This window comes from Streptomyces phaeochromogenes, assembly GCF_001418655.1.
Lineage (GTDB): Bacteria > Actinomycetota > Actinomycetes > Streptomycetales > Streptomycetaceae > Streptomyces > Streptomyces phaeochromogenes.
In genome coordinates, this window is sequence record NZ_LIQZ01000215.1 from 1 (window position 1) to 21,663 (window position 21,663).

The window sequence follows — 21,663 nt, forward strand, 5'->3', positions numbered from 1 at the left end:
CCCCCGCCCGCGCGCCACCCCGCGAGCGTCGCCTCGACCGTGGGCGCGATCCGACGCCGGGCCTCATGCCGCGGAACGCCGCTCATGAGCAGTTGGTCGTACGGGGTGTCCGTGTGCCGGACCGCGGCGCGTACCGCCGACGTCACCGCGCCCTCGGACAAGGCACGCCCGCCGGCGCTGCGTCCCACGCGCCCGCTGCCCCGCACCGAGGCGTGCCCGGCGATCGCGTACGCCCGATCGTCCGGACAACCGGGAAACAGCCGCCGGATCTCCTTCGCGAACGCGTCCGTGAACCGCAGATCCTCCGCGGCCCGCCGCCGCGCGTCCCGGGCCCGGCGCCGCCGCCGCGCCTCCGCGTCCACGAGACAGCGCTCCTCGGCCCGCGCGAGCGCCGCCTCCTCGACGAGCACACCCTGCCGCTCGTACCGGCCCCGCCGCCGATTGAACCGTACGACCACCGCCGACAGTGCGCTCCCCTCCCGCGACCTCCGCGTCAACGCCGTGTCCCCGCGCGGCAGAAACACCAGATGCCCGAGGTCGGCACAGTCGAGACACCGAGGCGTCCCCTCCTCCAGCACCAGCAACGAGAGCGGCCCGCCCCGGCACTCGGCACAGTGCCGCCGCTTGACCGGCTGGACGACAAGAAGCCCGGTGCNNTCCGGTTCACGCCGAGAATCCGGTTCACGCCGAGAATCCGACGATCCGCTCGGGCACGACACGGACGATCACGCGGACCTCGTCGTCCTTCTCCTCGGGAGGGTCGATCCCGAGGTACTTGTGCGAGAGCTCGTACGGGAGCCGCTTGCCCTCGTCGGGGAGGATCTCGGCGGTGCCGCGGATCTCCACCGAGGTGTAGGGGTTGGCCAGGTCGTAGACCGAGACGCTGATCCGGGGGTCGCGCCGGAGGTTACGGATCTTCTGCCGGCCGTCGGTCGAGGAGAAGAGGACGGTGTCGCCCTCGCGCTTGAACCAGACCACCGAGTTCTGGGGAGCACCCCCGGGACCGAGAGTGGCGACGCTGGCGAAGTTCTTGCCGTCGAGGAGCGCACGGACCGAGTCGTCGAAGGAGATCGTCATGACGCCAGACTAACTACATGCGCGTGCATATAAAAGTCCTTTCGGGTGAGAATCGCGAGACGGGAGCCCTGCCTCGGGTCAGCCGTGTCAGCTGTTTCAGCCGTTCCACGCCGGGTGGCGCGGATCGTCCGCGCGCACCAGGACGTCGGCCGTGTCGCCCGGCGCCGTCTCGCTCTCGTAGCGCTCGTACGCGGGAAGCGTCCAGTGCTCGCTCTCGGGGGTACGCCGACGCAGCGCGCCCGGTGAGAGGCGTACGTGGACGGTGAGGTCGAACGGGAACCAGTGGTGCAGCAGTAGCGGACCGTGCAGCAACAGCACCGCACCGGGCGGGAGTTGGACGTACGGGCTTCGGGTTGCCCGGTCGGTGGCCGGGTCCCAGAGGTCGGGCAGTACACGGCCGTCGCCGCCGGCCTCCAGCGGACCGAAGACCTCGCGCCACAGGGCACCGGTGTCGAACCAGCCGCTGTAGTACGCCTCGACGTCCTGGTGGCCGTACTCGAACCTGAGGGAGGCGGGCCGCAGGAAGTCCTCCGTGCCGACGACGAGTGCGGACCGGCCGCGCAGGCGCAGGGCCTCGGCGACGAGTTCGGCGAGATCACCGGGCCGGGCGGCCGGAGCCCCGTCGAAGGCGATACGTGGCCAGGGGCTGCCGTCGGCCGGCTTCAGGTCGAGCAGGCGCTCGGCGACGAGGTCGCCGAGCCGTTCCCAGGTGATCGCTTCGAGTCGCACCCGGCCCATGATGCCGCGCGGGCGGACGGGTGCGGCGGTCCGGGATGTCAGGCGGAAGCCGCGAACTTCCGGGTGCGTATCTCCCCGTACCCGGCGAGAATGTAGGGCGCCGGGACTAGCGGTGCCTCCCCGCGCCGCGCCGGCCGTCCGGCACCGGGAGGTACTACATGACCACCGCCGGAGACATCATGCACCGCGGCGCCCAGTGGATCCCCGCTCACGAGACGCTGGACCGTGCCGCCCAGCTGATGCGTGAGCTCAACGTGGGCGCGCTGCCCATCAGTGACGAGAACGAACGGCTCTGCGGCATCCTCACCGACCGGGACATCGTGATCGGCTGCGTGGCCATGGGTCACGACCCGGCCCGCGTCACCGCGGGGGAGATGGCCAAGGGCACACCGCGCTGGATCGACTCGGGCGCCGACGTGAGCGACGTACTCGGCGAGATGCAGGGGCACCAGATCCGCCGCCTTCCTGTGATCGAGAACAAGCGCCTGGTCGGGATGATCAGCGAGGCCGATCTGGCCGCGCATCTGACGGACGAACAACTCGCGGGCTGGGCGGAGAGCGTCTACGCGAAGAGCGCTGCACGCTGACCCCCGAGGTCTCCACGAGGGCGCGCCGACCCGACGTCCCCGCGGTATCACCGGGACACGCGCTCGTCCGGCAGTCGGTGCCGGACGAGCGGTGTCACAGCCAGCCGTTGCGCTTGAACCCCCGGTAGAGCGTGAAGCACGCGATGGCGATCACGCCGACGGCCAGGCCGTAGCCGAACTTCCAGTGCAGCTCCGGCATGTAGTCGAAGTTCATGCCGTAGACCCCACAGACCATGGTCGGCACGGCGATCAGTGCCGCCCAGGCCGTGATCTTCCGCATGTCCTCGTTCTGCGCGACGCTGACCTGCGCGAGATGCGCCTGCAGAATCGAGTTGAGCAGTTCGTCGAACGCGGCTATCTGCTCGGCGGCCCGCAGCTGGTGGTCGGAGACGTCTCGGAAGTACGCCTGTATCTCCGGGTCGATCACCCGGATCGGCCGGGTGGCGAGATCCATGATGGGTCGGCCCAGCGGGACCACCGCCCGCTTCAGCTCAAGGAGTTCACGCTTGAGCTGGTAGATGCGCCCGGGGTCGGCCCGCGCGCCGTTCGCGGCGAACACATCCGTCTCGACCTGGTCGATGTCCTCCTGTACCGAGTCCGTGACGTTCAGATAGTCGTCCACCACATGGTCCGCGATCGCGTGCAGCACCGCGGCCGGGCCCTTGGCGAGCTGCTCGGGGCGGGCCTCCAGCTCCTCGCGCAGCGGGCCGAGCGAACCGTGCCTGCCGTGCCGCACGGTGACCACGAAGTCCTGGCCGACGAACACCATGATCTCGCCGGTGTTCACCACCTCGCTGGTCGCGGTCAGTTCGGTGTGCTCGACGTAGCAGACCGTCTTGAACACGGCGAACAGTGTGTCGCCGTACCGCTCCAGCTTCGGGCGCTGGTGGGCGTCCACCGCGTCCTCGACCGCCAGCGGGTGGAGGTCGAACAGCTCGGCGATGCCCGCGAACTCCACTTCCGTCGGCTCGTGCAGCCCGAGCCAGACGAATCCGCCGTCGGCCTTTCGGATCCGCTGCACCGTCTCGACCAGATCGCGGCCGGCCGGGACCCTCGACCCCTCTTCGTACGCCACGCAGTTCACCACCGCGGTGCCCAGCGGAGACCGGGCGGGGTGACTCAGATCGACACGGGCGCGCCGTCGTGTCAGCCGTGCCACCCTGCGGAGGCCGCCGACCTTGCTCAGGCCCGTGACCCTTCGCAGATTCCCTGCCATGGACATCTGGATCTCCCTGCGTGGATCTCCTCGCGCCGCACTCTGCGCCTTGCCGCGGCCAGTCTGCCAGGATGTTTTGACGGCCGGGAAAGCCTGTGGGAACGGAGGATTCCGTTCCGGATTCATCGCCCCGGCCGGTACGGACGAGGCGTCGACGGCTGTTGGCGGGCCGAGCGCGACGCGCTTGACATCGGGAGCGTCAACCATCATGGACAAGCAGGACAACTGGGATGATCGGCGCATGACGCGAACCGACGGGTATCTCCTCGACAACCGGCAGACCGAGGCGGGGCAGCGTTTCGACGCCCTCGCCGCTCTCTTCGACCCCACGACGTTCCGGCACATCGAACGGTTCGGCATCGGATCCGGCTGGCGCTGCTGGGAGGTCGGCGCGGGCGGCACCTCCGTGGTGTCCTGGCTCGCCAAGAAGGTCGGCCCCACCGGCAAGGTCGTCGCGACGGACATCGACACCTCCTGGGCCACCTCGGCCGTCCGTCCGCCCATCGAGCTGCGCGTCCATGACGTGGGTGTGGACGAACCGCCGGGGGAGGGCTTCGACCTCGTGCACGCCCGGCTCGTCCTGGTCCATGTGGCGGACCGGGAGCGGGCGTTGCGCTCGATGATCAGATCGCTGCGGCCCGGCGGCCGGCTCCTGGTCGAGGACGCCGACCCGGCGCTCCAGCCGCTGGCCTGCCCCGACGAGCGCGGCCCCGAACAGCAGTTGGCCAACAGGCTGCGCCACGGGTTCCGTGAGCTGCTCACCGAGCACGGCGCCGACCTCGCGTACGGGCGCCGGCTTCCGCAGCTGCTCCGCGGGGCCGGGCTGCGGCAGGTCGAGGCCGACGCGTACTTCCCGATCACCTCGCCGGCCTGCGGCGCGCTGGAGGCCGCGACGATCCGTCAGGTCCGCGACCGGCTCGTCGCCGCGGGCCTCGCCACGGACCAGGACATCGACCGGCACCTCGCGAACGTGGCCACGGGCGGGATGGACCTGGCCACGGCGCCGCTGATCTCGGCGTGGGGGCGCAAGGTGTCCTAGTGCGTGGTGAGGGTGAGGTGTCCGGCGAGGGTCGGAGCGCGCGCCTCGCCGCCGTGGGCCTCGGACGCTCAAGCCTCCGCGGCCTGCCCGGCGCGGATCGGGGCGGCCCGGGTCGGCAACGGAAGCCGGTCGGGTGGCTGTCGAGGCCGGTCGGGGCGGCCCGTGGGCCCGGGAGGTCCTACGCGTTCGGCGGCGGCCTCCCGCCCACCTGTTCCACCGCCCGTGCACCGGCCCGGCACCCCTCCGCGGCGGCCTCCTCCGGTCGGGTGCCCGCGAGGAGCGCGGCCAGGAAGGCTCCGGTGAAGGCGTCCCCGGCACCCGTGGTGTCGACCGGGGTCGCGGGTACCGCCGGAACCCGGGCCCGGATCTCTCCCGACCGGGCGACCAGCGCTCCGGCATCGCCCTGTTTGACGACCACCAGCGGGACGTGGCGGCTCAACTTGGCCGCCGCGTCCGCCGGATCGGGCAGACCGGTCAGCAGACAGGCCTCGTCCCGGCTCGGCAGCAGGACGTCGACGCCCTCGGTGAGCGCGAGGAAGCGGACCACCCCCAGTTCCGTGAGGAATCCCGCCGACGCCGGATCCACGCTCACCGGCACCCCACGCGCGCGTGCCGACTCCACAGCCACCGCCACCAGCGCACGGCACGGCTCCGAGAAGAACAGATAGCCCGACAGATGCAGCCGGGCGACACCGTCGAGGAGTGACTCCGACCAGTCGTCGGGGGCGAGCCGCAGGGCCGCGCCGCTGTCCGTGAGGAAGGTGCGCTCCGCCGAAGCTCCCGAGTCCACCAGGCAGACCACCGTCCCGGTCGGCGCCTCGGGGTCGATGACCAGGAGGGGGCGCACTCCCGAAGTGGCCAGCTCGCGCTCGTGCCACGCGGCCGAGTCCATGCCCACCTTGCCGAGCAGCCGTACCTCCGTGCCGTCCCGGCGGGCCGCCCAGCACGCGACGTTGGCGCCCGCGCCGCCCGGCACGGTCCGGATGGCGGCGGTCGTGTCGGTGCCGGACGCGAGCGGCCCACGATGCAGGGCGACGACATCCGTGACGACGTCGCCGACGACCAGGAGAGCCCCGCCGGGAGCCCCGTTGGGGCTGCTCGCCCCGGTCACGCGCCTGCCCAGGCAGCCGCGATCCGTCCCGCGAGCCGTACGTTGCCGCGTACCGCCGCCAGATTGGCGCTCAGCGACGCCCCTTCGGTGTGGCGCACCAGATAGCCGAGGAGGAACGGTGTCACCGCCTGGCCGCTCACGCCCTCCGCCTCGCACGCGTTCAGCGCGTCGGCGAGCACGCGCGCGTGGAGCTCGGGATCGAGCTGCTCCGCCTCAGGCACCGGGTTGGCGACGATCAGCGCCGACTCGGGCCCGTCGAGCGCGTCCTGCGCGCGCATGACGGCCGCGACCTCGCCGGGCGACTCCAGCGTCCAGTCCACCGGGTGACCCGAGTCGGACAGATAGAAGCCGGGGAAGTGCGTTGTCCCGTAGCCGGCGACCGCGACCCCCAGCGTCTCCAGCCGCTGCAGTGTCGCCGGCACATCCAGGATCGACTTCACCCCCGCGCACACCACCGTGATCCGGGTCCGCGCCAGGAGCCCCAGATCGGCGGACTCGTCCTGCGTCACCGTCCACTCCCGGTGTACGCCGCCGAGCCCGCCCGTCGCGAACACCCGTACGCCCGCCTGCGCGGCCAGCAGCGCGGTCGCCGACACCGTGGTGGCCCCGCTGACCCCCGCGCCGACCGCGAGCGGCAGATCGCGATGCCCGAGCTTGCGGATGCCGTCCTCGTTGGCGACCCGCTCCAGCTGCTCCTTGTCGAGACCCACGCGGGGCTGCCCGTCGAGCACGGCGATCGTCGCGGGGACGGCGCCTTCCTGGCGGACGGCGTCCTCCAGCTCCAGTGCCACCTGGAGATTGCGCGGACGCGGCAGCCCGTGCGCGATGATCGTGGACTCCAGCGCCACCACGGGCCGCCCCGCGGCGAGCGCCTCCCGTACCTCTTCGGAAACCACCAGCACGCGCGTGCCTCCTGTTCTGTCGGTTCTCCCCTCATCCCTGGCGGGCGACGCGCCCGGCCAAACCCTTGCGACCAGCACAACGGGGCAGCAGCCTGAGGCCATGACGGACAACTCGGCACGTCTCGACCATGTCGTCCTCTGGGTGCGCGACCCCGTGGCCTCGGCCGACTTCTACGAGAAGGCGCTGGGCCTTGAGCCCATCAGGGTCACCGAGTTCGCCGAGGGGAAGGTGTCCTTCCCCTCCGTGCGCCTCAACGAGGAGACCATCTTCGACCTCGCGCCCCTGACGATGGCCCCCCGCATGGACGTCGTCCCCGGCGCGGCCGACAGCGCCGGCCACCCGGTCAACCACGTCTGCCTGTCCCTCCCGGGCGAGGACTTCGACGCGCTCCGCGCCCGCCTCGAGGAGCGTGCCGTCCCCCTCTCGGACTTCACCCACGACGCGTACGGCGCCCGCGGAAAGGCCAAGCGGAGCTTCTACTTCCGGGACCCGGACGGGAATGTCTTCGAAGCGCGGCACTACGAGTAGCTCCTGGTACGAGCAGCTCTTGGGCACGTACAGCTCCTGGGCACCCTTGCTCCTGGGCACGAGCAAGGGTGCCCACGCGCGCGTGGGCACCCTTTTGGCCTCCGGGGCTCAGACAGGCCTCGCTCCGTTCAGTGCCCCGTGCGGATCGAGGACGTACTTGCGGCTGGCGCCCTGATCGAACTCGGCGTAGCCGCGCGGAGCGTCCTCCAGGCCGATCACCGTCGCGTTGACGGCCTTGGCGATGTGCACCCGCTCGTGCAGGATCGCCTTCATCAGCCCCCGGTGGTACTGCATCACCGGACATTGACCGGTCGTGAAGCGGTGGCTCTTCGCCCACCCCAGACCGAGCCGCACCTTCAGCGTCCCGGTCCGCGCGTCCTGGTCGATCCCGCCGGGGTCGTCCGTGACGTACAGGCCCGGAATGCCGAGCGCGCCACCCGCGCGCGTGATGCCCATCAGCGAGTTGAGGACCGTGGCGGGTGCCTCCGGGGCGTCGGGACCGTGGGCCCGCGCCTCGAAACCGACCGCGTCGACGGCCACGTCGACCTCCGGTTCACCCAGGAGCTGGTCGATCTGCTCGCCCACGTCGCCCCGGCTGACGTCGACGGTCTCGCAGCCGAAACTCCTGGCCTGCGCGAGACGTTCGGCGTTCAGGTCGCCGACGATGACGACGGCGGCCCCCAGCAGCTGCGCCGACGCCGCAGCCGCGAGACCGACCGGCCCCGCCCCGGCGACGTACACCGTCGAGCCGACCCCGGCGCCCGCGGAAACCGCGCCGTGGAACCCGGTCGGGAAGATGTCCGACAGCATGGTCAGATCGAGGAGCTTCTCGCGCGCCTGGTCCCGGTCCGGGAACCGCAGCAGGTTGAAGTCCGCGTACGGGACCATGGCGTACTCCGCCTGGCCGCCGACCCAGCCGCCCATGTCGACATAGCCGTAGGCCGCCCCGGGGCGGGCCGGGTTGACGTTCAGACAGATGCCGGTCTTGCGTTCCTTGCAGTTGCGGCACCGTCCGCAGGCGATGTTGAACGGCACCGAGACGATGTCCCCGACCTGGACGAACTCGACGTCCGGGCCTCGCTCCACGACCTCCCCAGTGATCTCGTGCCCGAGGACGAGCCCTTCGGGCGCTGTCGTCCGGCCGCGCACCATGTGCTGGTCGCTGCCGCAGATGTTGCTGGCGAGCACCTTGAGGATGACTCCGTGCCGGCACTTGCGGCCGATGTTCGCGGATGCCACCCCTGGCCCGTCCTGCAGTTCGAGCGTCGGGTAGTCGATGGTCCTGACTTCCACCGCGCCCGGCTTGAGATACGCGACTGCCCGGTTTCCGCTCATACGTGATCGCCGTCCCTTCGGCCCCCGTGACTTCGGATGCCAGTGGCTGTGCGCATGGCGGAGTCTGCTACCGGGGCACCGTTCCGGCCAGCCTTCGCGCGGGCCTCCTTGGGGACGTCACGCTGCGGCGGGCCGGCCCCGGGTGAACAGCGCCAGAGCACCGAGCGGCAGCAGCAGACAGGCGGCGACGAGATTCAGCCAGCCGTAACTCGCCTGGGCGACGACGAGACCGGCCGCCGCGCCGCCGAGACCCGCCGCGGTGTTCATGGTCAGGTCGGACAGGCCCTGTGCGGCGGCGCGCGCGGGTTGCGGCACGGAGTCCGTCAGGAGCGCGGAGCCGGAGACGAGACCGGCCGACCAGCCGAGCCCCAGCAGGAAGAGCCCGGCGGCGGTCTGCGTGTGACTGGCGCCCGCGGTGCCCGCGAGCAGCGCCGCGCAGGCCAGCAGCCCCACGGCAAGACCGATCACCGCCGTCCGCCCGAACCGGTCGGCCAGCCGGCCCATGACGGGCGAGAACGCGAACATGCCCGCGATGTGGATGCTGATGACCAGCCCGATCAGATCGATGCTCGCGCCGTGGTGCCCGAGGTCGACCGGCGTCATCGACATGACCGACACCATCGCCGTGTGCGAGACGGCCACGGTCACCAGGGCCAGCCGGGCCCGAGGCGAGGCCCGGACGGCGGCTGCCCCGGCCCGTATGGAACGCGCGGCGGGGGACTGCTCCTCGACCGGCGCCAGCGCACGCGCGGTGAGCAGCGGGTCGGGCCGCAGCAGGACCGCGACCAGGAGCGCCGATATGAGGAAGACTCCGGCCGCCCAGAGGAAGGGGCCCGCCGCCTCCGGTATGCCGAGCCCGGTGACGCTGCGACCGGCGGGCGCGGCGATGTTGGGGCCGAGGACCGCGCCGATCGTCGTGGCCCACACGACGTTCGAGATGGCGCGTGCCCGCCGCTGCGGCTCGGCCAGGTCCGCCGCCGCGAAGCGCGCCTGCAGATTCGCGGACGAGGCCGCGCCGAACCCCGCCATGCCGAGCAGCAGCAGCGGAAAGTTGTTCATCGCCGCGGCGACCACGACGATCCCCGCGCCCAGCGCTCCGATGAGATACGCCAGCACGAGCCCCGGCCGACGGCCGCGCGCGGTCATCAGCGCGGCGAGTGGCACGGAGAGCACGGCCGTCCCCGTGACCGTCGCCGTGGGCGCCAGCCCGGCCAGCGACTCGGTGCCGGCGACCTCCTGGGCCAGTACGACCGCGAGCGCGATACCGGTGGCCACACCCAACCCGCCGAGGATCTGACTGGCGACGAGCACGGCGGATATCCGGCGCCGCAGGGCCGGCAGCGCCGCCGCGTCGACGGGTCCGGCGACCGGTCGCTCGACGGCCGTCACCGGCAGCGTCCCGCGGCACCACAACTGAACGCGCCTACCCAGACCGTCGCCGCGAACCGCACCGTTTCGGACACATGGGTGGTCGATGTGGTCATCGGCGCATCCTCCCCCTTGTCCTGAACTCAGGACACCCTCACGACAACAGCGACCGCGCCCCCGCGGCCGAACACTTCGAGGCACCCCTCAGCACGGAGGCACCTTCAGCACTCAGACACCCTCAGAACAGCGGCTCCGGCAGCACCCCTTCCAGCGCCAGCAGCTTCCGCTTGGTCTCCAGGCCGCCCCCGAACCCGCCGATCCCGCCGTCACTCTCCACCACCCGGTGGCACGGCACGACGACCGGCAGCGGATTGGCGCCCATGGCCATGCCCACCGCCTGGGCCGCCCTCGGCTGACCGACCCGCCGGGCCAGATCGCCGTACCCCACCACCGACCCGAACGGAACGCCGGACGCCAGCTCGCGCAGCACCTGGCGGTTGAACCCGGAGATCAGGGACCAGTCCAGCGGCAGCTCGAAGTCCTTGCGCTCGCCCGCGAAGTACGCCGCGACCTGACGTATCGCCTCGGCCAGGAGCGGGGACCCCGGTGCCTCGACGGGCTCGGTGCCGAAGCGGGACGCGAGCCGGTCGAGCGCCTTGTCGCGCACCGCGTCCGTGGCGTGGAAACCGACGCTGACCAGGCCTTCGCCGGTCGCGGCCAGCAGCAGCGGACCGATGTCGCTGTCGACGACGGCCCACACCACTCGCTGCTCGTTCTGCCCATGGCTGTCCATGCGCTCCACGGTACGGCGCACCACTGACAACGCCGGTGGCACGGACGCATGCGAGCGTCCGTGCCACCGGCGAGAGCTGGTGAAGGCGGGGTCAGTCCTCGTTCAGCGTCTCCCGCACCACGTCCGGCTTGTTCGTGATGATGCCGTCCACGCCGAAGCCGGCGACCCGCCGCGTGTCCTCCGCGGTGTCGACGGTCCAGGTGGAGATCTCCAGCGGCTTGCCGTGCGGTCCTTCGAGCGCGTGGATCGCGGTGACGTAGGCGAGGGAGATCGTGGTGTGCGACGAGTTGATCTGGTCGGCGAACTGCGCGTACGCGGGCAGCTCCGAGATCGACGGCGTACCCAGGAAGCCGGTCTTGATGTCGGGCCGCAGCGCGCGCACGGCCCGAATGCTGTCCGCGCTGAAACTCTGTACGACCAGCTTGCTCCGAACGTGTGCAGGCCCCAGCCAGCCCTCGTTGCTGAGGACCTTGAGGGTCTCCCGCTCGATGCCCGGGTAGAGCGCGGGATTCTTGATCTCCAGGACGAGCTTCTGGTGATTCCGTGAAACCCGGTTCATGTACTGCTTCAGTGTCGGCACGTGCGCGCCCGCGAACCGGGGGCTGAACCAGCTGCCCGCGTCCAACTGCGCGATCTCCGCGGCGGTGAAGTCCTTGACCTTCCACGGGGCCCGCCCGGGGAAGACCTCCTCGACGTCGGTCGTGCGGGTCAGGCTGTCGTCGTGGATCACCACGAGCTGGCCGTCCTTGGTGCGCTGGACGTCGTTCTCGACCCAGCGGAATCCGAGGTCGTCCGCCTTGTCGATGGCGGCCAGAGTGTTTTCGGGGGCATAGGCCGAGGCGCCGCGGTGGGCGATCACCTGAGTCCGGTCGGTGTCCGGCGCGGCGTGGGCGGTGGGTGCGGGCAGCACAACGACAGCGGCTCCCAGGAGCGCGGTGGTCGTGGCGGCGGCAGCGCGCGCATGCATGCGTACTCCTTGCGTCTGTGTTCACTGACCGTCCTAGAGTGACAGCAGAGGGTCAACAGCAGGGGGGTGCAGGATGGCCACAGATTGAATGGAGTTGCCCATGTCCGATCACGGGTGCCGCACAAGTGGGGCAAGGCCGTGATTCTTTGCCGGAAAATCGTTCGAGCGTTCCGGGGCGAGTCATACTCTCTGCGTCAACCCTGACCGCCGTGGCGGTCCTGGGACGGGGGCATCTCACGAATTTCCGGGACTCAACAGGGCGGAAGGGCAACCGCGCATGCAGGGCACGGTCGACGGATTCAGCTACGGACTCGTCACGCCGCTGGCGGCGTACCTGATGGCCTGCCTCGGTGGAGCGCTGGGCCTGCGCTGCACCACGAGATCGATGCTCGTCACCCGCTCCTGGCGGCCGGGCTGGCTCGCCCTCGGATCGACGGCGATCGGTTCCGGCATATGGACCATGCACTTCATCGCGATGATGGGCTTCTCCGTCCAGGAAACCCCGGTCCGCTACGACAGACTGACGACGTTCGCGAGCCTCGGCGTCGCGATCGTCATGGTCGGCATCGGGATCTTCATCGTCGGCTACAAGGGAGCCTCCGGAACGGCCCTGTTCACCGGGGGCACCATCACAGGCCTGGGCATCGCCTCGATGCACTACCTGGGTATGGCCGGAATGCGACTCAACGGAAAGCTGGAGTACAACACCTTCACCGTTTCCGCCTCGGTCGTCATAGCCGTCGTCGCCGCGATCGCGGCCCTGTGGGCGGCGGGTCAGGTCCGTGGCTTCATGTGGAGCGTGGGAGCGAGCCTCGTCATGGGTCTCGCCGTCAGCGGCATGCACTACACCGGCATGGCCGCCCTCAACGTCCATCTGCACGGCTCCGCCAGCGCCCCGGCGGGGGACTCGCCCGCGACTCTGCTGGCCCCCCTGATGGTCGGCCCGCTGGCCTTCCTGCTGCTGGCCGGTGTCGTCGTGATGTTCGACCCGCTGATGGTCATGGGCAAGCCCGACTGGAGCCCCGCCGAGCAGAAGCCCGGCATCCCGGCCCACACCGTCCGCCACACCGGCCGCCGGTCCATACCCGGCCAGCGCCGGAGCTCCAGGCGCCCCGGTTCCCGCACCCCGCAGAACTGGTGACGCGACCCCGTTGTCAGTGCGGCGTCGTACGGTGGAACCCATGCGGCCCGTATCAAAGATCGAACGCACGGTGGCGCCCTTCGAGGTCGTCAGCCCCTACCAGCCCAGCGGCGACCAGCCCGCTGCCATCGCCGACCTCGAACGGCGTATCCGCGCAGGTGAGAAGGACGTGGTCCTCCTCGGCGCGACCGGCACCGGCAAGTCCGCCACCACCGCGTGGATGATCGAGAAGCTCCAGCGCCCCACTCTTGTGATGGCGCCGAACAAGACGCTGGCCGCCCAGCTGGCCAACGAGTTCCGCGAGCTGCTGCCGAACAACGCCGTCGAGTACTTCGTCTCGTACTACGACTACTACCAGCCCGAGGCGTACGTCCCGCAGTCGGACACCTACATCGAGAAGGACTCCTCGGTCAACGAGGAGGTGGAGCGCCTGCGCCACTCCGCGACCAACTCGCTGCTCACCCGCCGGGACGTCGTCGTGGTCGCCTCGGTCTCCTGCATCTACGGCCTGGGTACGCCGCAGGAGTACGTGGACCGCATGGTCAACCTCAAGATCGGCGACGAGATCGACCGGGACGACCTCCTGCGCCGCTTCGTCGACATCCAGTACACGCGCAACGACCTGGCCTTCAGCCGCGGCACGTTCCGCGTCCGCGGCGACACCATCGAGATCTTCCCGGTCTACGAAGAACTGGCCGTCCGCATCGAGATGTTCGGTGACGAGATCGAGGCCCTCTCCACGCTGCACCCGCTCACCGGCGAGATCATCAGCGACGACCAGCAGCTGTACATCTTCCCGGCCACGCACTACGTAGCGGGGCCCGAGCGCCTGGAGCGCGCCGCCAACGACATCGAGAAGGAACTGGGCGAGCGTCTCTCGGAGCTGGAGAAGCAGGGCAAGCTCCTGGAGGCCCAGCGGCTGCGGATGCGCACGACGTACGACCTCGAAATGCTCCGCCAGATCGGCTCCTGCTCGGGCGTCGAGAACTACTCGATGCACTTCGACGGCCGAGAGCCCGGCTCCCCGCCGAACACGCTGATCGACTACTTCCCGGACGACTTCCTGCTCGTCATCGACGAGTCGCACGTCACGGTCCCGCAGATCGGCGCGATGTACGAGGGCGACGCCTCCCGCAAGCGCACCCTCGTCGACCACGGCTTCCGGCTGCCGTCCGCCCTGGACAACCGCCCCCTGAAGTGGGAGGAGTTCCAGGAGCGCGTCGGCCAGGCCGTCTACCTGTCGGCGACACCGGGCAAGTACGAGCTCTCGCGCGGCGACGGCTTCGTCGAGCAGATCATCCGCCCCACCGGCCTCATCGACCCCGAGGTCGTCGTCAAGCCCACCGAGGGGCAGATCGACGACCTGGTGCACGAGATCCGCAAGCGCACCGAGAAGGACGAGCGCGTCCTGGTCACCACCCTCACCAAGAAGATGGCCGAGGACCTCACCGACTACTTCCTCGAGCTGGGCATCCAGGTCCGTTATCTGCACAGCGACGTCGACACCCTGCGCCGTGTCGAGCTGCTGCGTGAGCTGCGGTCCGGCGAGTTCGACGTCCTCGTCGGCATCAACCTCCTCAGGGAGGGCCTCGACCTGCCCGAGGTCTCCCTGGTGTCGATCCTCGACGCCGACAAGGAGGGCTTCCTGCGCTCGGGCACATCCCTGATCCAGACCATCGGCCGCGCCGCCCGCAACGTGTCCGGTCAGGTCCACATGTACGCCGACAAGATCACCCCGGCGATGGAGAAGGCCATCGAGGAGACCAACCGCCGCCGGGAGAAGCAGGTCGCGTACAACACGGAGAGGGGCATCGACCCGCAGCCCCTCCGCAAGAAGATCAACGACATCGTGGCGCAGATCGCCCGCGAGGACGTCGACACGGAACAGCTGCTCGGCTCGGGCTACCGCAAGTCGTCGGACGGCAAGGGCGCCAAGGCCCCCGTGCCCGCGCTCGGCGGGAAGGCGGCCAAGGGAGCCAAGTCCGCCAAGGGCAAGGCCAAGGAGACCGTCCCGACCGACCGGCCCGCGGCCGAACTCGCCGAGCAGATCGAGGAGATGACACAGCGGATGCGCGCGGCTGCCGCGAACCTGCAGTTCGAGATCGCCGCGAGGTTGCGTGACGAGGTCTCGGAGATGAAGAAGGAGCTGCGACAGATGAAGGAAGCCGGCATCGCCTGACACCCGGAGTGGCGCGCTGTGTTGCAAGACCGACACAAAGTGTGCACCAGGGTTCGGCGCTGTCAGTGGCTCTGCGTAGGGTTGCTGGTCAACCGCAGGACTCTGCGGCAACAGGGGACAGTTCGAGAGGGGAACAGCGCGTGACGGTCAACATGACCAAGGGTCAGGCCATCAGTCTGCAGAAGAACGACGGAGGCACGCTGACCGCGGTCCGTATGGGGCTCGGCTGGCAGGCCGCCCCGCGACGTGGCCTGTTCGGCTCTCGCACCCGTGAGATCGACCTCGACGCGTCCGCCGTGCTGTTCGCGGACAAGCAGCCGGTCGACGTGGTGTTCTTCCGCCACCTCGTCAGCGACGACGGCTCCGTGCGCCACACCGGTGACAACCTCGTCGGCGGCGTGGGCCAGGGCGGCGACGACGAGGCGATCCTCGTCGACCTCGCGCGCATCCCGGTCCACATCGACCAGATCGTCTTCACCGTGAACTCGTTCACGGGCCAGACCTTCCAGGAGGTGCAGGACGCGTTCTGCCGCCTGGTCGACGAGACCAACGGCCAGGAGCTGGCCCGCTACACCCTGGCCGGCGGCGGCCAGTACACGGCGCAGATCATGGCGAAGGTCCACCGCGCGGGCGCGGGCTGGCAGATGACCGCTCTCGGCACGCCGGCCAACGGCCGCACCTTCCAGGACCTGATGCCGGCGATCCTGCCGCACCTGTAGGCAGCCCGGCACCCGGCGCACGAGTACATAGGGGGAACGAAGGCGATGACGGCTGAGCTGGTCCGGGGGCAGAACCACCCGCTGCCCCAGGCCCGACTTGAGATCCGGGTGTCGGCCGGAAAACCGATCGTGGCCGGGGCCACGCTCAGCGACGAACAGGGCACGGTGCACGGTGTCGAGTGGGTGGCCCACCCGGGCTCACCCACTCTGCCCGGCCTCGAGGTCTCCAAGCAGGCGGCGGCCGACCACCGCCTCGCGTGTGACCTGGACGCCCTGCCCGAGTCCGTGCACCGGGTCAGCGTGCTGCTCGCGCTGCCGTCCGGGGGTCCCGGACCGCTCAGGTTCGGCTCCGTCGCCGCGCCCTTCGTCGCGGTCACCGGACTCGACGGCTCCGAGGTCGCCAGCTACACGATCACGGGGCTCGACGCGGAGTCGGCCGTCGTCGCACTGGAGCTCTACCGCAGGCAGGGTGTCTGGAAGGTCCGAGCCGTGGGCCAGGGATACGCGGGCGGCCTCGCCGAACTCCTCGCCGACCAGGGCCTGCCCCAGGCCCACCAACTCGCGGGCAGCATCAACGAAGCGGTCGCCCAGGGCCTCGCCCGTTCGGTGGCCGCACCCCCGCCGCGGACGTCGGAGGGCGACCGCTCGCGGCACGCCGCGACCCCGGCGCTGGGTCAGAACCAGGGCGGAGCCACGCCCCAGGGCGCCCCCGGCCACGTATCGCCGCAGCATGGACACCCGGGCGGGCCGGGACACACGGCGCCCGGCACTCCCGGGCACGCCACGCCGCAGGGCGGCCACCCCGGAGGGCCCGGGCAGCCGGACCCGTCCGCCGTCACCCAGCCCGCCGGTGCCGGAGCCGGCGGACCCGTCAACTACAGCCACCCGGGACGGCAGGCCGCCGCGCCTCCGCCGCCTCCGCCGACAGCGCCCCCGGCCCAGCCGGGACAGCCCGCGCAGCCCGTCGCGGGCGACGCGACCGGCTGGTCCATGGAGGAGCGCCTGTACAACCAGGTGTGGGGCATGTTCGAGGACCTGGCCCGCGCAACGGCCGCGTACCGCAGCGCGGTCGACTTCGCCGAGTCGCGTATGGAGCAGGAGCTCGACAAGGTCCTGTCCGACCCGCGCAGCCGCATCGGCGGCCAGGGCGACGCGGCGCGTGAGGCCGCCCGCGCCAAGCATTCCCAGCTGGTCGACCGGGCCAGGGAGGCCCTCGACCGCGACCTCGCCCAGCTCACCGCCGAGGCCGAGGTCGTCGAGCCCGCGCTGCCGCCCGCCTTCGCCCGCTGGGACAACCCCGTCTGGCACGGCTACCGGGTTCCGATGGAGATCCCCATGGCCCTGCGCCTGGGCGACCTCCATCTGCCCGAGAGCGCGGGCCTGAGCATTCCGATGCTGGTGCGGCTGCCGCTGGAGCGCGGTCTGTGGATCGACAGCGGACGCTCCGGATCCTTCGACGGCTCGATCGCCGACTCCGACGACCTGCGCCGCCTCGGCATGGACACGGCCGTGGCGATCGCTGCCCGGCTGCTCGCCGTCTACCCGGCGGGCGAGTACACCCTGCATGTCATCGACCCGGCGGGCTCCGGCGCCTCGTCCCTCGCGCCCCTCGTGCAGACCGGCGTGCTCAACGGCCCGCCGGCCACCGGTGCGGCAGGAGTGACCGACGTACTGGCCCGGCTCACGCAACGCGTCGATCTCGTGCAGATGGCGATCCGCGGTGGCGCCGCCGACTCCCTGCCGTCCGACCTCGACCCGGCCGAGCAGCTACTGATCGTCAACGACTTCCCGCACGGCTTCGACGACCGCGCCGTGACCCAGCTGCGCTATCTCGCGGACGAGGGCCCGGCCGTCGGCGTCCACCTCATGCTGGTCGCCGACCGGGAGGACGCCACCGCCTACGGCCCGCTGCTCGACCCGCTGTGGCGCTCGCTGCTGCGGCTCACGCCCACGCCCGACGACCACCTCGCCGACCCGTGGGTCGGGCACGCGTGGACCTACGATCCCTCGCGCGTCCCCCCGGGCAGCCAGGTGCTCCAGCACGTCCTCACTCAGGTCGCGGCGGCGCGCCGCTCCTGGAACCGCTGAGCCCCTTGCATACCCTTTACCAAGAGTTCTTCAAGCCGTCTGACCAGCAGATTTGGTCCTTCTTTTACTAATCTCTTTACCTTTCCTTGGTGATTGGGGTACTGTCGTCCGTGCGGAGGGGAGTACTCCCTACCTACTGCGGCGTACCCGTCAATACGGATCTGGTTCAGGTCCCGGGGCGTCGGCCCGAGTGCACCGGGCGCATCGCGCGCCCCACCTGCATCGGGTGGAAGAGACCTCCGGCAGCGACGACGCTGACACTTGCCGTTACGTACTGCCGGAGGCGCAGTGGATGTTTCCGTGACCCTTTGGGTCCTGACGATCGTGGGCCTCGCGGCCCTCATCGCGGTCGATTTCTTCATCGGCCGCAAGCCGCACGACGTATCAATCAAGGAAGCCGGAATCTGGACGATCGTCTGGATCGTCCTGGCCGGGCTGTTCGGCCTCGGACTGCTCGTCTTCTCCGGAGGCCAGCCCTCGGGAGAGTTCTTCGCCGGCTTCATCACCGAGAAGTCGCTGAGCGTCGACAACCTCTTCGTCTTCGTCCTGATCATGGCGAAGTTCTCTGTGCCGTCCCAGTACCAGCAGCGGGTGCTGCTGGTCGGTGTGCTCATAGCGCTCGTCCTGCGCGCGATATTCATCGCCGCTGGCGCCGCGATCCTCGCGAGCTTCGCGTGGGTGTTCTACATCTTCGGCGCGTTCCTCATCTACACCGCCTGGAAGCTGATCCAGGAGGCGAGGGCCGACGAGTCGGACGAGGACTGGGAGGAGAACAAGCTCCTCAAGGCCGCCGAGAAGCGCTTCGGCGTGGCCGACCGCTACCACGGCACCAAGCTGTGGGTCGAGCAGAACGGCAAGCGGGTGATGACCCCGATGATGGTGGTCATGCTGGCGATCGGCTCCACGGACGTCCTGTTCGCCCTGGACTCCATCCCGGCCATCTACGGCCTCACGCAGGAGCCGTACATCGTCTTCACCGCGAACGCCTTCGCGCTGATGGGTCTGCGGCAGCTGTACTTCCTGATCGGCGGACTCCTCAGGAAGCTGGTCCACCTCAGCTACGGCCTGTCGGTGATCCTCGGCTTCATCGGCGTCAAGCTCGTGCTGCACGCCCTGCACGAGTCCGGCGTCCACGTCCCGGAGATCTCCATCCCGGTCTCCCTCGGCGTGATCTGCGCGGTCCTGGTGGTCACCACGATCACCAGCCTGATGGCCTCCAAGAAGCAGGCGGCGGCCGAGGCGGCGCAGAGCGACGACGAAGGCGCTCCGAAGGACAGCATCGAGGCCTGACCACGTCGGACGTAGAAACAACCAGCACCGGGAGCGGCCCGCGGCGAATTGCCGACCACCGCTCCCGGTGCTTGCTTGTTTCCTGAGCGCGTTTCCCGGCCCGGGGACGCCGTGGCCGGATGGAGACACCGATGAAGTTCGTGCAGATCATCGACTTCGAGACCGAGCGCCTGGACGAGATGCAGCAGCTGCTCCAGAAAGCCGGGGAGAGCAACGCCGGCAGGCCGGGTGGTCCCACGCACCGCGTGCTCCTGCAGGACCGCGACAACCCCCGCCGCTATCTGGCCCTCATCGAGTTCGATTCGTACGAGGAGGCCATGAGCAACAGCGACAACCCCGAGACGGCCAAGCTGGCTGAGCAACTGGGCGCGCTGTGTATCGGCGAGCGCGTCTACACCAACTGCGACGTGCGGGAGATGGGCCCTCTCAAGTAGCCCATGCGCCCCGTGAACGGGGCCCGCGCGACCGGAGTGCGGGCCCCGTTCACCTCTGCGACGATCGCTGCATGATCGCTCGGCTCCGGTCGCTCCTGACGCAGTGGACGGCCGTCGTGCCCGCGCTGGCGGTCGTGCTGCTGGTCTTCACCTGGGGCCGCGATCTGCCCGGCGCCGTCGTCGCCGTGGTGACGCTGGTACTGGCCGGGGCCGTTCTGGCCGCCGTCCACCACGCCGAGGTGGTCGCGCACCGGGTCGGCGAACCCTTCGGCTCACTGGTCCTCGCCGTCGCCGTCACGATCATCGAGGTCGCGCTGATCGTCACCCTGATGGCGGACGGCGGCGACAAGAGCTCGACACTCGCCCGCGACACCGTCTTCGCGGCCGTGATGATCACCTGCAACGGCATCGTCGGCCTGAGCCTGCTCGTCGCCTCACTGCGGCACGGGCTCGCCGTCTTCAACGCGGAGGGCACCGGCGCCGCCCTCGCCACCGTCGCGACGCTGGCCACGCTCAGCCTGGTGCTGCCGACCTTCACCACCAGCAAGCCGGGCCCCGAGTTCTCCACCACTCAGCTCGCCTTCGCCGCCCTCTCCTCGCTCGTCCTCTACGGCCTGTTCGTGGCGACCCAGACCGTGCGGCACCGCGACTACTTCCTGCCCATCACCCGGCAGGGCGAGGTGATCGACGCGGACGACCATGCCGACGCCCCGTCCTCCAGAAGCGCAGGCATCAGCCTGGGATTCCTGGGCCTGGCCCTCGTCGGTGTGGTCGGTCTCGCGAAGGGCGTGTCGCCCACCATCGAGTCCGGAGTGGAGGCGGCCGGCATGCCGCACTCCGTGGTCGGCGTGATCATCGCCCTGCTCGTCCTGCTCCCCGAGACGATCGCCGCACTGCGCTCCGCCCGCCGCGACCGGGTGCAGACCAGCCTCAACCTCGCCCTCGGCTCGGCGATGGCCAGCATCGGCCTCACCATCCCCGCCGTGGCCATCGCCTCCATCTGGCTCTCCGGCCCGCTCGTCCTCGGCCTCGGCGCCACCCACATGGTCCTGCTAGCCCTGACCGTGGTGGTCAGCTCCCTCACCGTGGTCCCCGGCCGAGCAACCCCACTCCAGGGCGGCGTCCACCTGGTCCTGTTCGCGGCGTACTTGGAACTCGCGATCAACCCGTAGGCCGGCGAGCCCCGCAGACCGTACGTAAACGCTTACGCAAGCGTTTACGCCGGGCCGCGCCAGTCTCACCCCCACCGGCTCACCCCGCACCCGGCTCATCCCGTGCCCGGCTCATCCCGTAACCGGCTCCGTAGCCACAACAGCCACCGGCCGAGTCTCCGGCAGCAACGCGAAGCACCCCAGGCTGAGCAGCGCGATGCCCGTCAGATAGGCGGCCACACCCCAGGGAACCCGCCCGCTCTGCTCGGCGACCGCCGTGGCCACGATCGGCGTGAGAGCGCCCCCGAGCACACCGCCCAGGTTGTAGCCCACGGCCGCACCGGTGCACCGCACCCGCGGCTCGTACAGCTCCGGCAGATACGCGGCGATCACGCCGAACATCGTCACGAACGCGATCAGCGCGACCAGGAATCCGAGGAACATCAGCAGCGGCTCGCCCGTCGACAGCAGCGCGATCATCGGGAACATCCAGAGGGCGGTGGCCGCGCAGCCAGCCAGGCACAGTGGCCGCCGTCCGTAGCGGTCGCCGAGAATCGCCACCAACGGAGTCAGTGAGCCCTTCACCACGACGGCCGCCATGATGCAGGCCAGCATGACCGTACGGCTCACCCCGAGCCGCTCGGTCGCGTAGGCGAGGGACCAGGTCGTCACCGCGTAGAACACGGCGTATCCGATCGCGAGCGCCCCCGCCGTCAGCAGGACGAGCCGCCAGTGCTCGCGCACGACCTCGGCGAGCGGCACGCGCGCGTGCTCGCGCAGTTCGAGGAACTGGGGGCTCTCCGTCAGGGAGGAGCGCAGCCACAGCCCCGCCACCGCGAGCACGCTGGCCGCCCAGAAGGGCACCCGCCATCCCCAGCTCGCGAACTGTGCGTCGGAGAGCGTCGCCGACAGCACCAGCATCACCCCGTTGGCGAGCACGAACCCCACCGCGGGTCCGATCTGAGGGAAGCTCGACCACAGCCCGCGCCGGTCGGGCGG

The 21,663-nt window shown here is 70.3% G+C and carries 21 protein-coding genes; 10 read left to right on the plus strand and 11 right to left on the minus strand.

Features of this window, described 5'->3' with window-relative positions; translation table 11 throughout:
* From AOK17_RS27500 to AOK17_RS27510, 3 genes are all read right to left on the minus strand, one after another.
* Nucleotides 1-655, minus strand: a 655-nt coding sequence (locus tag AOK17_RS27500) for a DUF2293 domain-containing protein (RefSeq protein WP_245697399.1), incomplete at both ends; no start/stop codon positions are given.
* A gap of 26 nt (nt 656-681) precedes the next feature.
* The gene (locus tag AOK17_RS27505) at nt 682-1,077 is read right to left on the minus strand and encodes a PPOX class F420-dependent oxidoreductase (RefSeq protein WP_055615248.1); all 396 of its coding nucleotides are present in this window, start codon (nt 1,075-1,077) and stop codon (nt 682-684) included.
* Between the two features lie 96 nt (nt 1,078-1,173).
* Nucleotides 1,174-1,815, minus strand: coding sequence for a nucleoside/nucleotide kinase family protein (locus tag AOK17_RS27510; RefSeq protein ID WP_055615249.1), 642 nt, complete (start codon nt 1,813-1,815; stop codon nt 1,174-1,176).
* Nucleotides 1,816-1,973: 158 nt separating this feature from the next.
* On the opposite strand from AOK17_RS27510, the gene AOK17_RS27515 reads away from it, so the two are divergent.
* Nucleotides 1,974-2,402 (plus strand): CBS domain-containing protein, encoded by a 429-nt coding sequence (locus AOK17_RS27515; RefSeq protein ID WP_055615250.1) that lies wholly within the window; start codon nt 1,974-1,976, stop codon nt 2,400-2,402.
* Between the two features lie 94 nt (nt 2,403-2,496).
* On the opposite strand, the gene AOK17_RS27520 is transcribed toward AOK17_RS27515, so the two are convergent.
* Nucleotides 2,497-3,624: a magnesium and cobalt transport protein CorA gene (locus AOK17_RS27520; RefSeq protein WP_055615251.1), complete on the minus strand. Its 1,128-nt coding sequence runs from the start codon at nt 3,622-3,624 to the stop codon at nt 2,497-2,499.
* Between the two features lie 235 nt (nt 3,625-3,859).
* Here AOK17_RS27520 and AOK17_RS27525 point away from each other — a divergent pair, with 235 nt between their 5' ends.
* Nucleotides 3,860-4,657, plus strand: coding sequence for a methyltransferase domain-containing protein (locus tag AOK17_RS27525; RefSeq protein WP_055615266.1), 798 nt, complete (start codon nt 3,860-3,862; stop codon nt 4,655-4,657).
* Between the two features lie 178 nt (nt 4,658-4,835).
* On the opposite strand, the gene AOK17_RS27530 is transcribed toward AOK17_RS27525, so the two are convergent.
* Both AOK17_RS27530 and AOK17_RS27535 read right to left on the minus strand, forming a co-directional pair.
* On the minus strand, nt 4,836-5,768 hold the full coding sequence (locus AOK17_RS27530; RefSeq protein WP_055615252.1) for a carbohydrate kinase family protein: 933 nt from the start codon (nt 5,766-5,768) through the stop codon (nt 4,836-4,838).
* On the minus strand, nt 5,765-6,670 hold the full coding sequence (locus AOK17_RS27535; protein ID WP_055615253.1) for a pseudouridine-5'-phosphate glycosidase: 906 nt from the start codon (nt 6,668-6,670) through the stop codon (nt 5,765-5,767). Before AOK17_RS27535 ends, AOK17_RS27530 begins: the two co-directional genes overlap by 4 nt.
* 100 nt (nt 6,671-6,770) lie before the next feature.
* Between AOK17_RS27535 and AOK17_RS27540 the strand changes: the two genes are divergently transcribed.
* Complete coding sequence (locus AOK17_RS27540; protein ID WP_055615254.1) at nt 6,771-7,199, plus strand: VOC family protein; 429 nt, start codon at nt 6,771-6,773, stop codon at nt 7,197-7,199.
* A 108-nt stretch (nt 7,200-7,307) separates the two neighbouring features.
* Here the strand turns inward: AOK17_RS27540 and fdhA are convergent, their stop codons facing one another.
* The 4 genes from fdhA to AOK17_RS27560 all read right to left on the minus strand — a co-directional run bounded on the left by fdhA (nt 7,308) and on the right by AOK17_RS27560 (nt 11,662).
* Nucleotides 7,308-8,534, minus strand: a complete 1,227-nt coding sequence (gene fdhA / locus AOK17_RS27545; protein ID WP_055615255.1) for a formaldehyde dehydrogenase, glutathione-independent — start codon at nt 8,532-8,534, stop codon at nt 7,308-7,310.
* A gap of 117 nt (nt 8,535-8,651) precedes the next feature.
* The gene (locus AOK17_RS27550) at nt 8,652-9,923 is read right to left on the minus strand and encodes an MFS transporter (protein ID WP_055615256.1); all 1,272 of its coding nucleotides are present in this window, start codon (nt 9,921-9,923) and stop codon (nt 8,652-8,654) included.
* Nucleotides 9,924-10,140: 217 nt separating this feature from the next.
* Nucleotides 10,141-10,695 (minus strand): methylated-DNA--[protein]-cysteine S-methyltransferase, encoded by a 555-nt coding sequence (locus AOK17_RS27555; RefSeq protein ID WP_055615257.1) that lies wholly within the window; start codon nt 10,693-10,695, stop codon nt 10,141-10,143.
* Nucleotides 10,696-10,786: 91 nt separating this feature from the next.
* Nucleotides 10,787-11,662 (minus strand): glycerophosphodiester phosphodiesterase, encoded by an 876-nt coding sequence (locus AOK17_RS27560; protein ID WP_055615258.1) that lies wholly within the window; start codon nt 11,660-11,662, stop codon nt 10,787-10,789.
* Between the two features lie 277 nt (nt 11,663-11,939).
* Here AOK17_RS27560 and AOK17_RS27565 point away from each other — a divergent pair, with 277 nt between their 5' ends.
* The 7 genes from AOK17_RS27565 (at nt 11,940) to AOK17_RS27595 (ending at nt 20,685) form a co-directional block, all read left to right on the plus strand.
* Nucleotides 11,940-12,803 carry an MHYT domain-containing protein gene (locus AOK17_RS27565; RefSeq protein ID WP_055615259.1) on the plus strand — a complete coding sequence of 288 codons (864 nt, stop codon included), beginning with the start codon at nt 11,940-11,942 and terminating at the stop codon, nt 12,801-12,803.
* A gap of 40 nt (nt 12,804-12,843) precedes the next feature.
* A complete protein-coding gene (gene uvrB, locus AOK17_RS27570; protein WP_055615260.1) occupies nt 12,844-14,982 on the plus strand; it encodes an excinuclease ABC subunit UvrB in 2,139 nt (712 codons plus the stop codon).
* Between the two features lie 140 nt (nt 14,983-15,122).
* Entirely contained in the window at nt 15,123-15,701 is a 579-nt protein-coding gene (locus AOK17_RS27575) for a TerD family protein (protein ID WP_055615261.1), read from the plus strand.
* A gap of 45 nt (nt 15,702-15,746) precedes the next feature.
* Nucleotides 15,747-17,789: a TerD family protein gene (locus AOK17_RS27580; protein ID WP_055615262.1), complete on the plus strand. Its 2,043-nt coding sequence runs from the start codon at nt 15,747-15,749 to the stop codon at nt 17,787-17,789.
* A 288-nt stretch (nt 17,790-18,077) separates the two neighbouring features.
* Nucleotides 18,078-19,079 (plus strand): TerC family protein, encoded by a 1,002-nt coding sequence (locus AOK17_RS27585; protein WP_107102511.1) that lies wholly within the window; start codon nt 18,078-18,080, stop codon nt 19,077-19,079.
* A 131-nt stretch (nt 19,080-19,210) separates the two neighbouring features.
* The gene (locus AOK17_RS27590) at nt 19,211-19,513 is read left to right on the plus strand and encodes a hypothetical protein (RefSeq protein ID WP_055615263.1); all 303 of its coding nucleotides are present in this window, start codon (nt 19,211-19,213) and stop codon (nt 19,511-19,513) included.
* A 71-nt stretch (nt 19,514-19,584) separates the two neighbouring features.
* Nucleotides 19,585-20,685 carry a calcium:cation antiporter gene (locus tag AOK17_RS27595; RefSeq protein WP_055615264.1) on the plus strand — a complete coding sequence of 367 codons (1,101 nt, stop codon included), beginning with the start codon at nt 19,585-19,587 and terminating at the stop codon, nt 20,683-20,685.
* A gap of 111 nt (nt 20,686-20,796) precedes the next feature.
* Here AOK17_RS27595 and AOK17_RS27600 read toward each other — a convergent pair.
* Nucleotides 20,797-21,663: MFS transporter (locus tag AOK17_RS27600; protein WP_055615268.1), on the minus strand; the 867-nt coding region annotated here is incomplete at its 5' end.

Bases quoted from the DNA above. Each gene is read 5' to 3' on its own strand.
- AOK17_RS27505 (WP_055615248.1), bottom strand. From the start codon at position 1,077: ATGACGATCTCCTTCGACGACTCGGTCCGTGCGCTCCTCGACGGCAAG.
- AOK17_RS27540 (WP_055615254.1), top strand. From the start codon at position 6,771: ATGACGGACAACTCGGCACGTCTCGACCATGTCGTCCTCTGGGTGCGC.
- AOK17_RS27560 (WP_055615258.1), bottom strand. From the start codon at position 11,662: ATGCATGCGCGCGCTGCCGCCGCCACGACCACCGCGCTCCTGGGAGCC.
- AOK17_RS27525 (WP_055615266.1), top strand. From the start codon at position 3,860: ATGACGCGAACCGACGGGTATCTCCTCGACAACCGGCAGACCGAGGCG.
- uvrB (WP_055615260.1), top strand. From the start codon at position 12,844: ATGCGGCCCGTATCAAAGATCGAACGCACGGTGGCGCCCTTCGAGGTC.
- AOK17_RS27580 (WP_055615262.1), top strand. From the start codon at position 15,747: ATGACGGCTGAGCTGGTCCGGGGGCAGAACCACCCGCTGCCCCAGGCC.
- AOK17_RS27510 (WP_055615249.1), bottom strand. From the start codon at position 1,815: ATGGGCCGGGTGCGACTCGAAGCGATCACCTGGGAACGGCTCGGCGAC.
- AOK17_RS27515 (WP_055615250.1), top strand. From the start codon at position 1,974: ATGACCACCGCCGGAGACATCATGCACCGCGGCGCCCAGTGGATCCCC.
- AOK17_RS27555 (WP_055615257.1), bottom strand. From the start codon at position 10,695: ATGGACAGCCATGGGCAGAACGAGCAGCGAGTGGTGTGGGCCGTCGTC.
- AOK17_RS27590 (WP_055615263.1), top strand. From the start codon at position 19,211: ATGAAGTTCGTGCAGATCATCGACTTCGAGACCGAGCGCCTGGACGAG.
- AOK17_RS27595 (WP_055615264.1), top strand. From the start codon at position 19,585: ATGATCGCTCGGCTCCGGTCGCTCCTGACGCAGTGGACGGCCGTCGTG.
- fdhA (WP_055615255.1), bottom strand. From the start codon at position 8,534: ATGAGCGGAAACCGGGCAGTCGCGTATCTCAAGCCGGGCGCGGTGGAA.
- AOK17_RS27565 (WP_055615259.1), top strand. From the start codon at position 11,940: ATGCAGGGCACGGTCGACGGATTCAGCTACGGACTCGTCACGCCGCTG.
- AOK17_RS27520 (WP_055615251.1), bottom strand. From the start codon at position 3,624: ATGTCCATGGCAGGGAATCTGCGAAGGGTCACGGGCCTGAGCAAGGTC.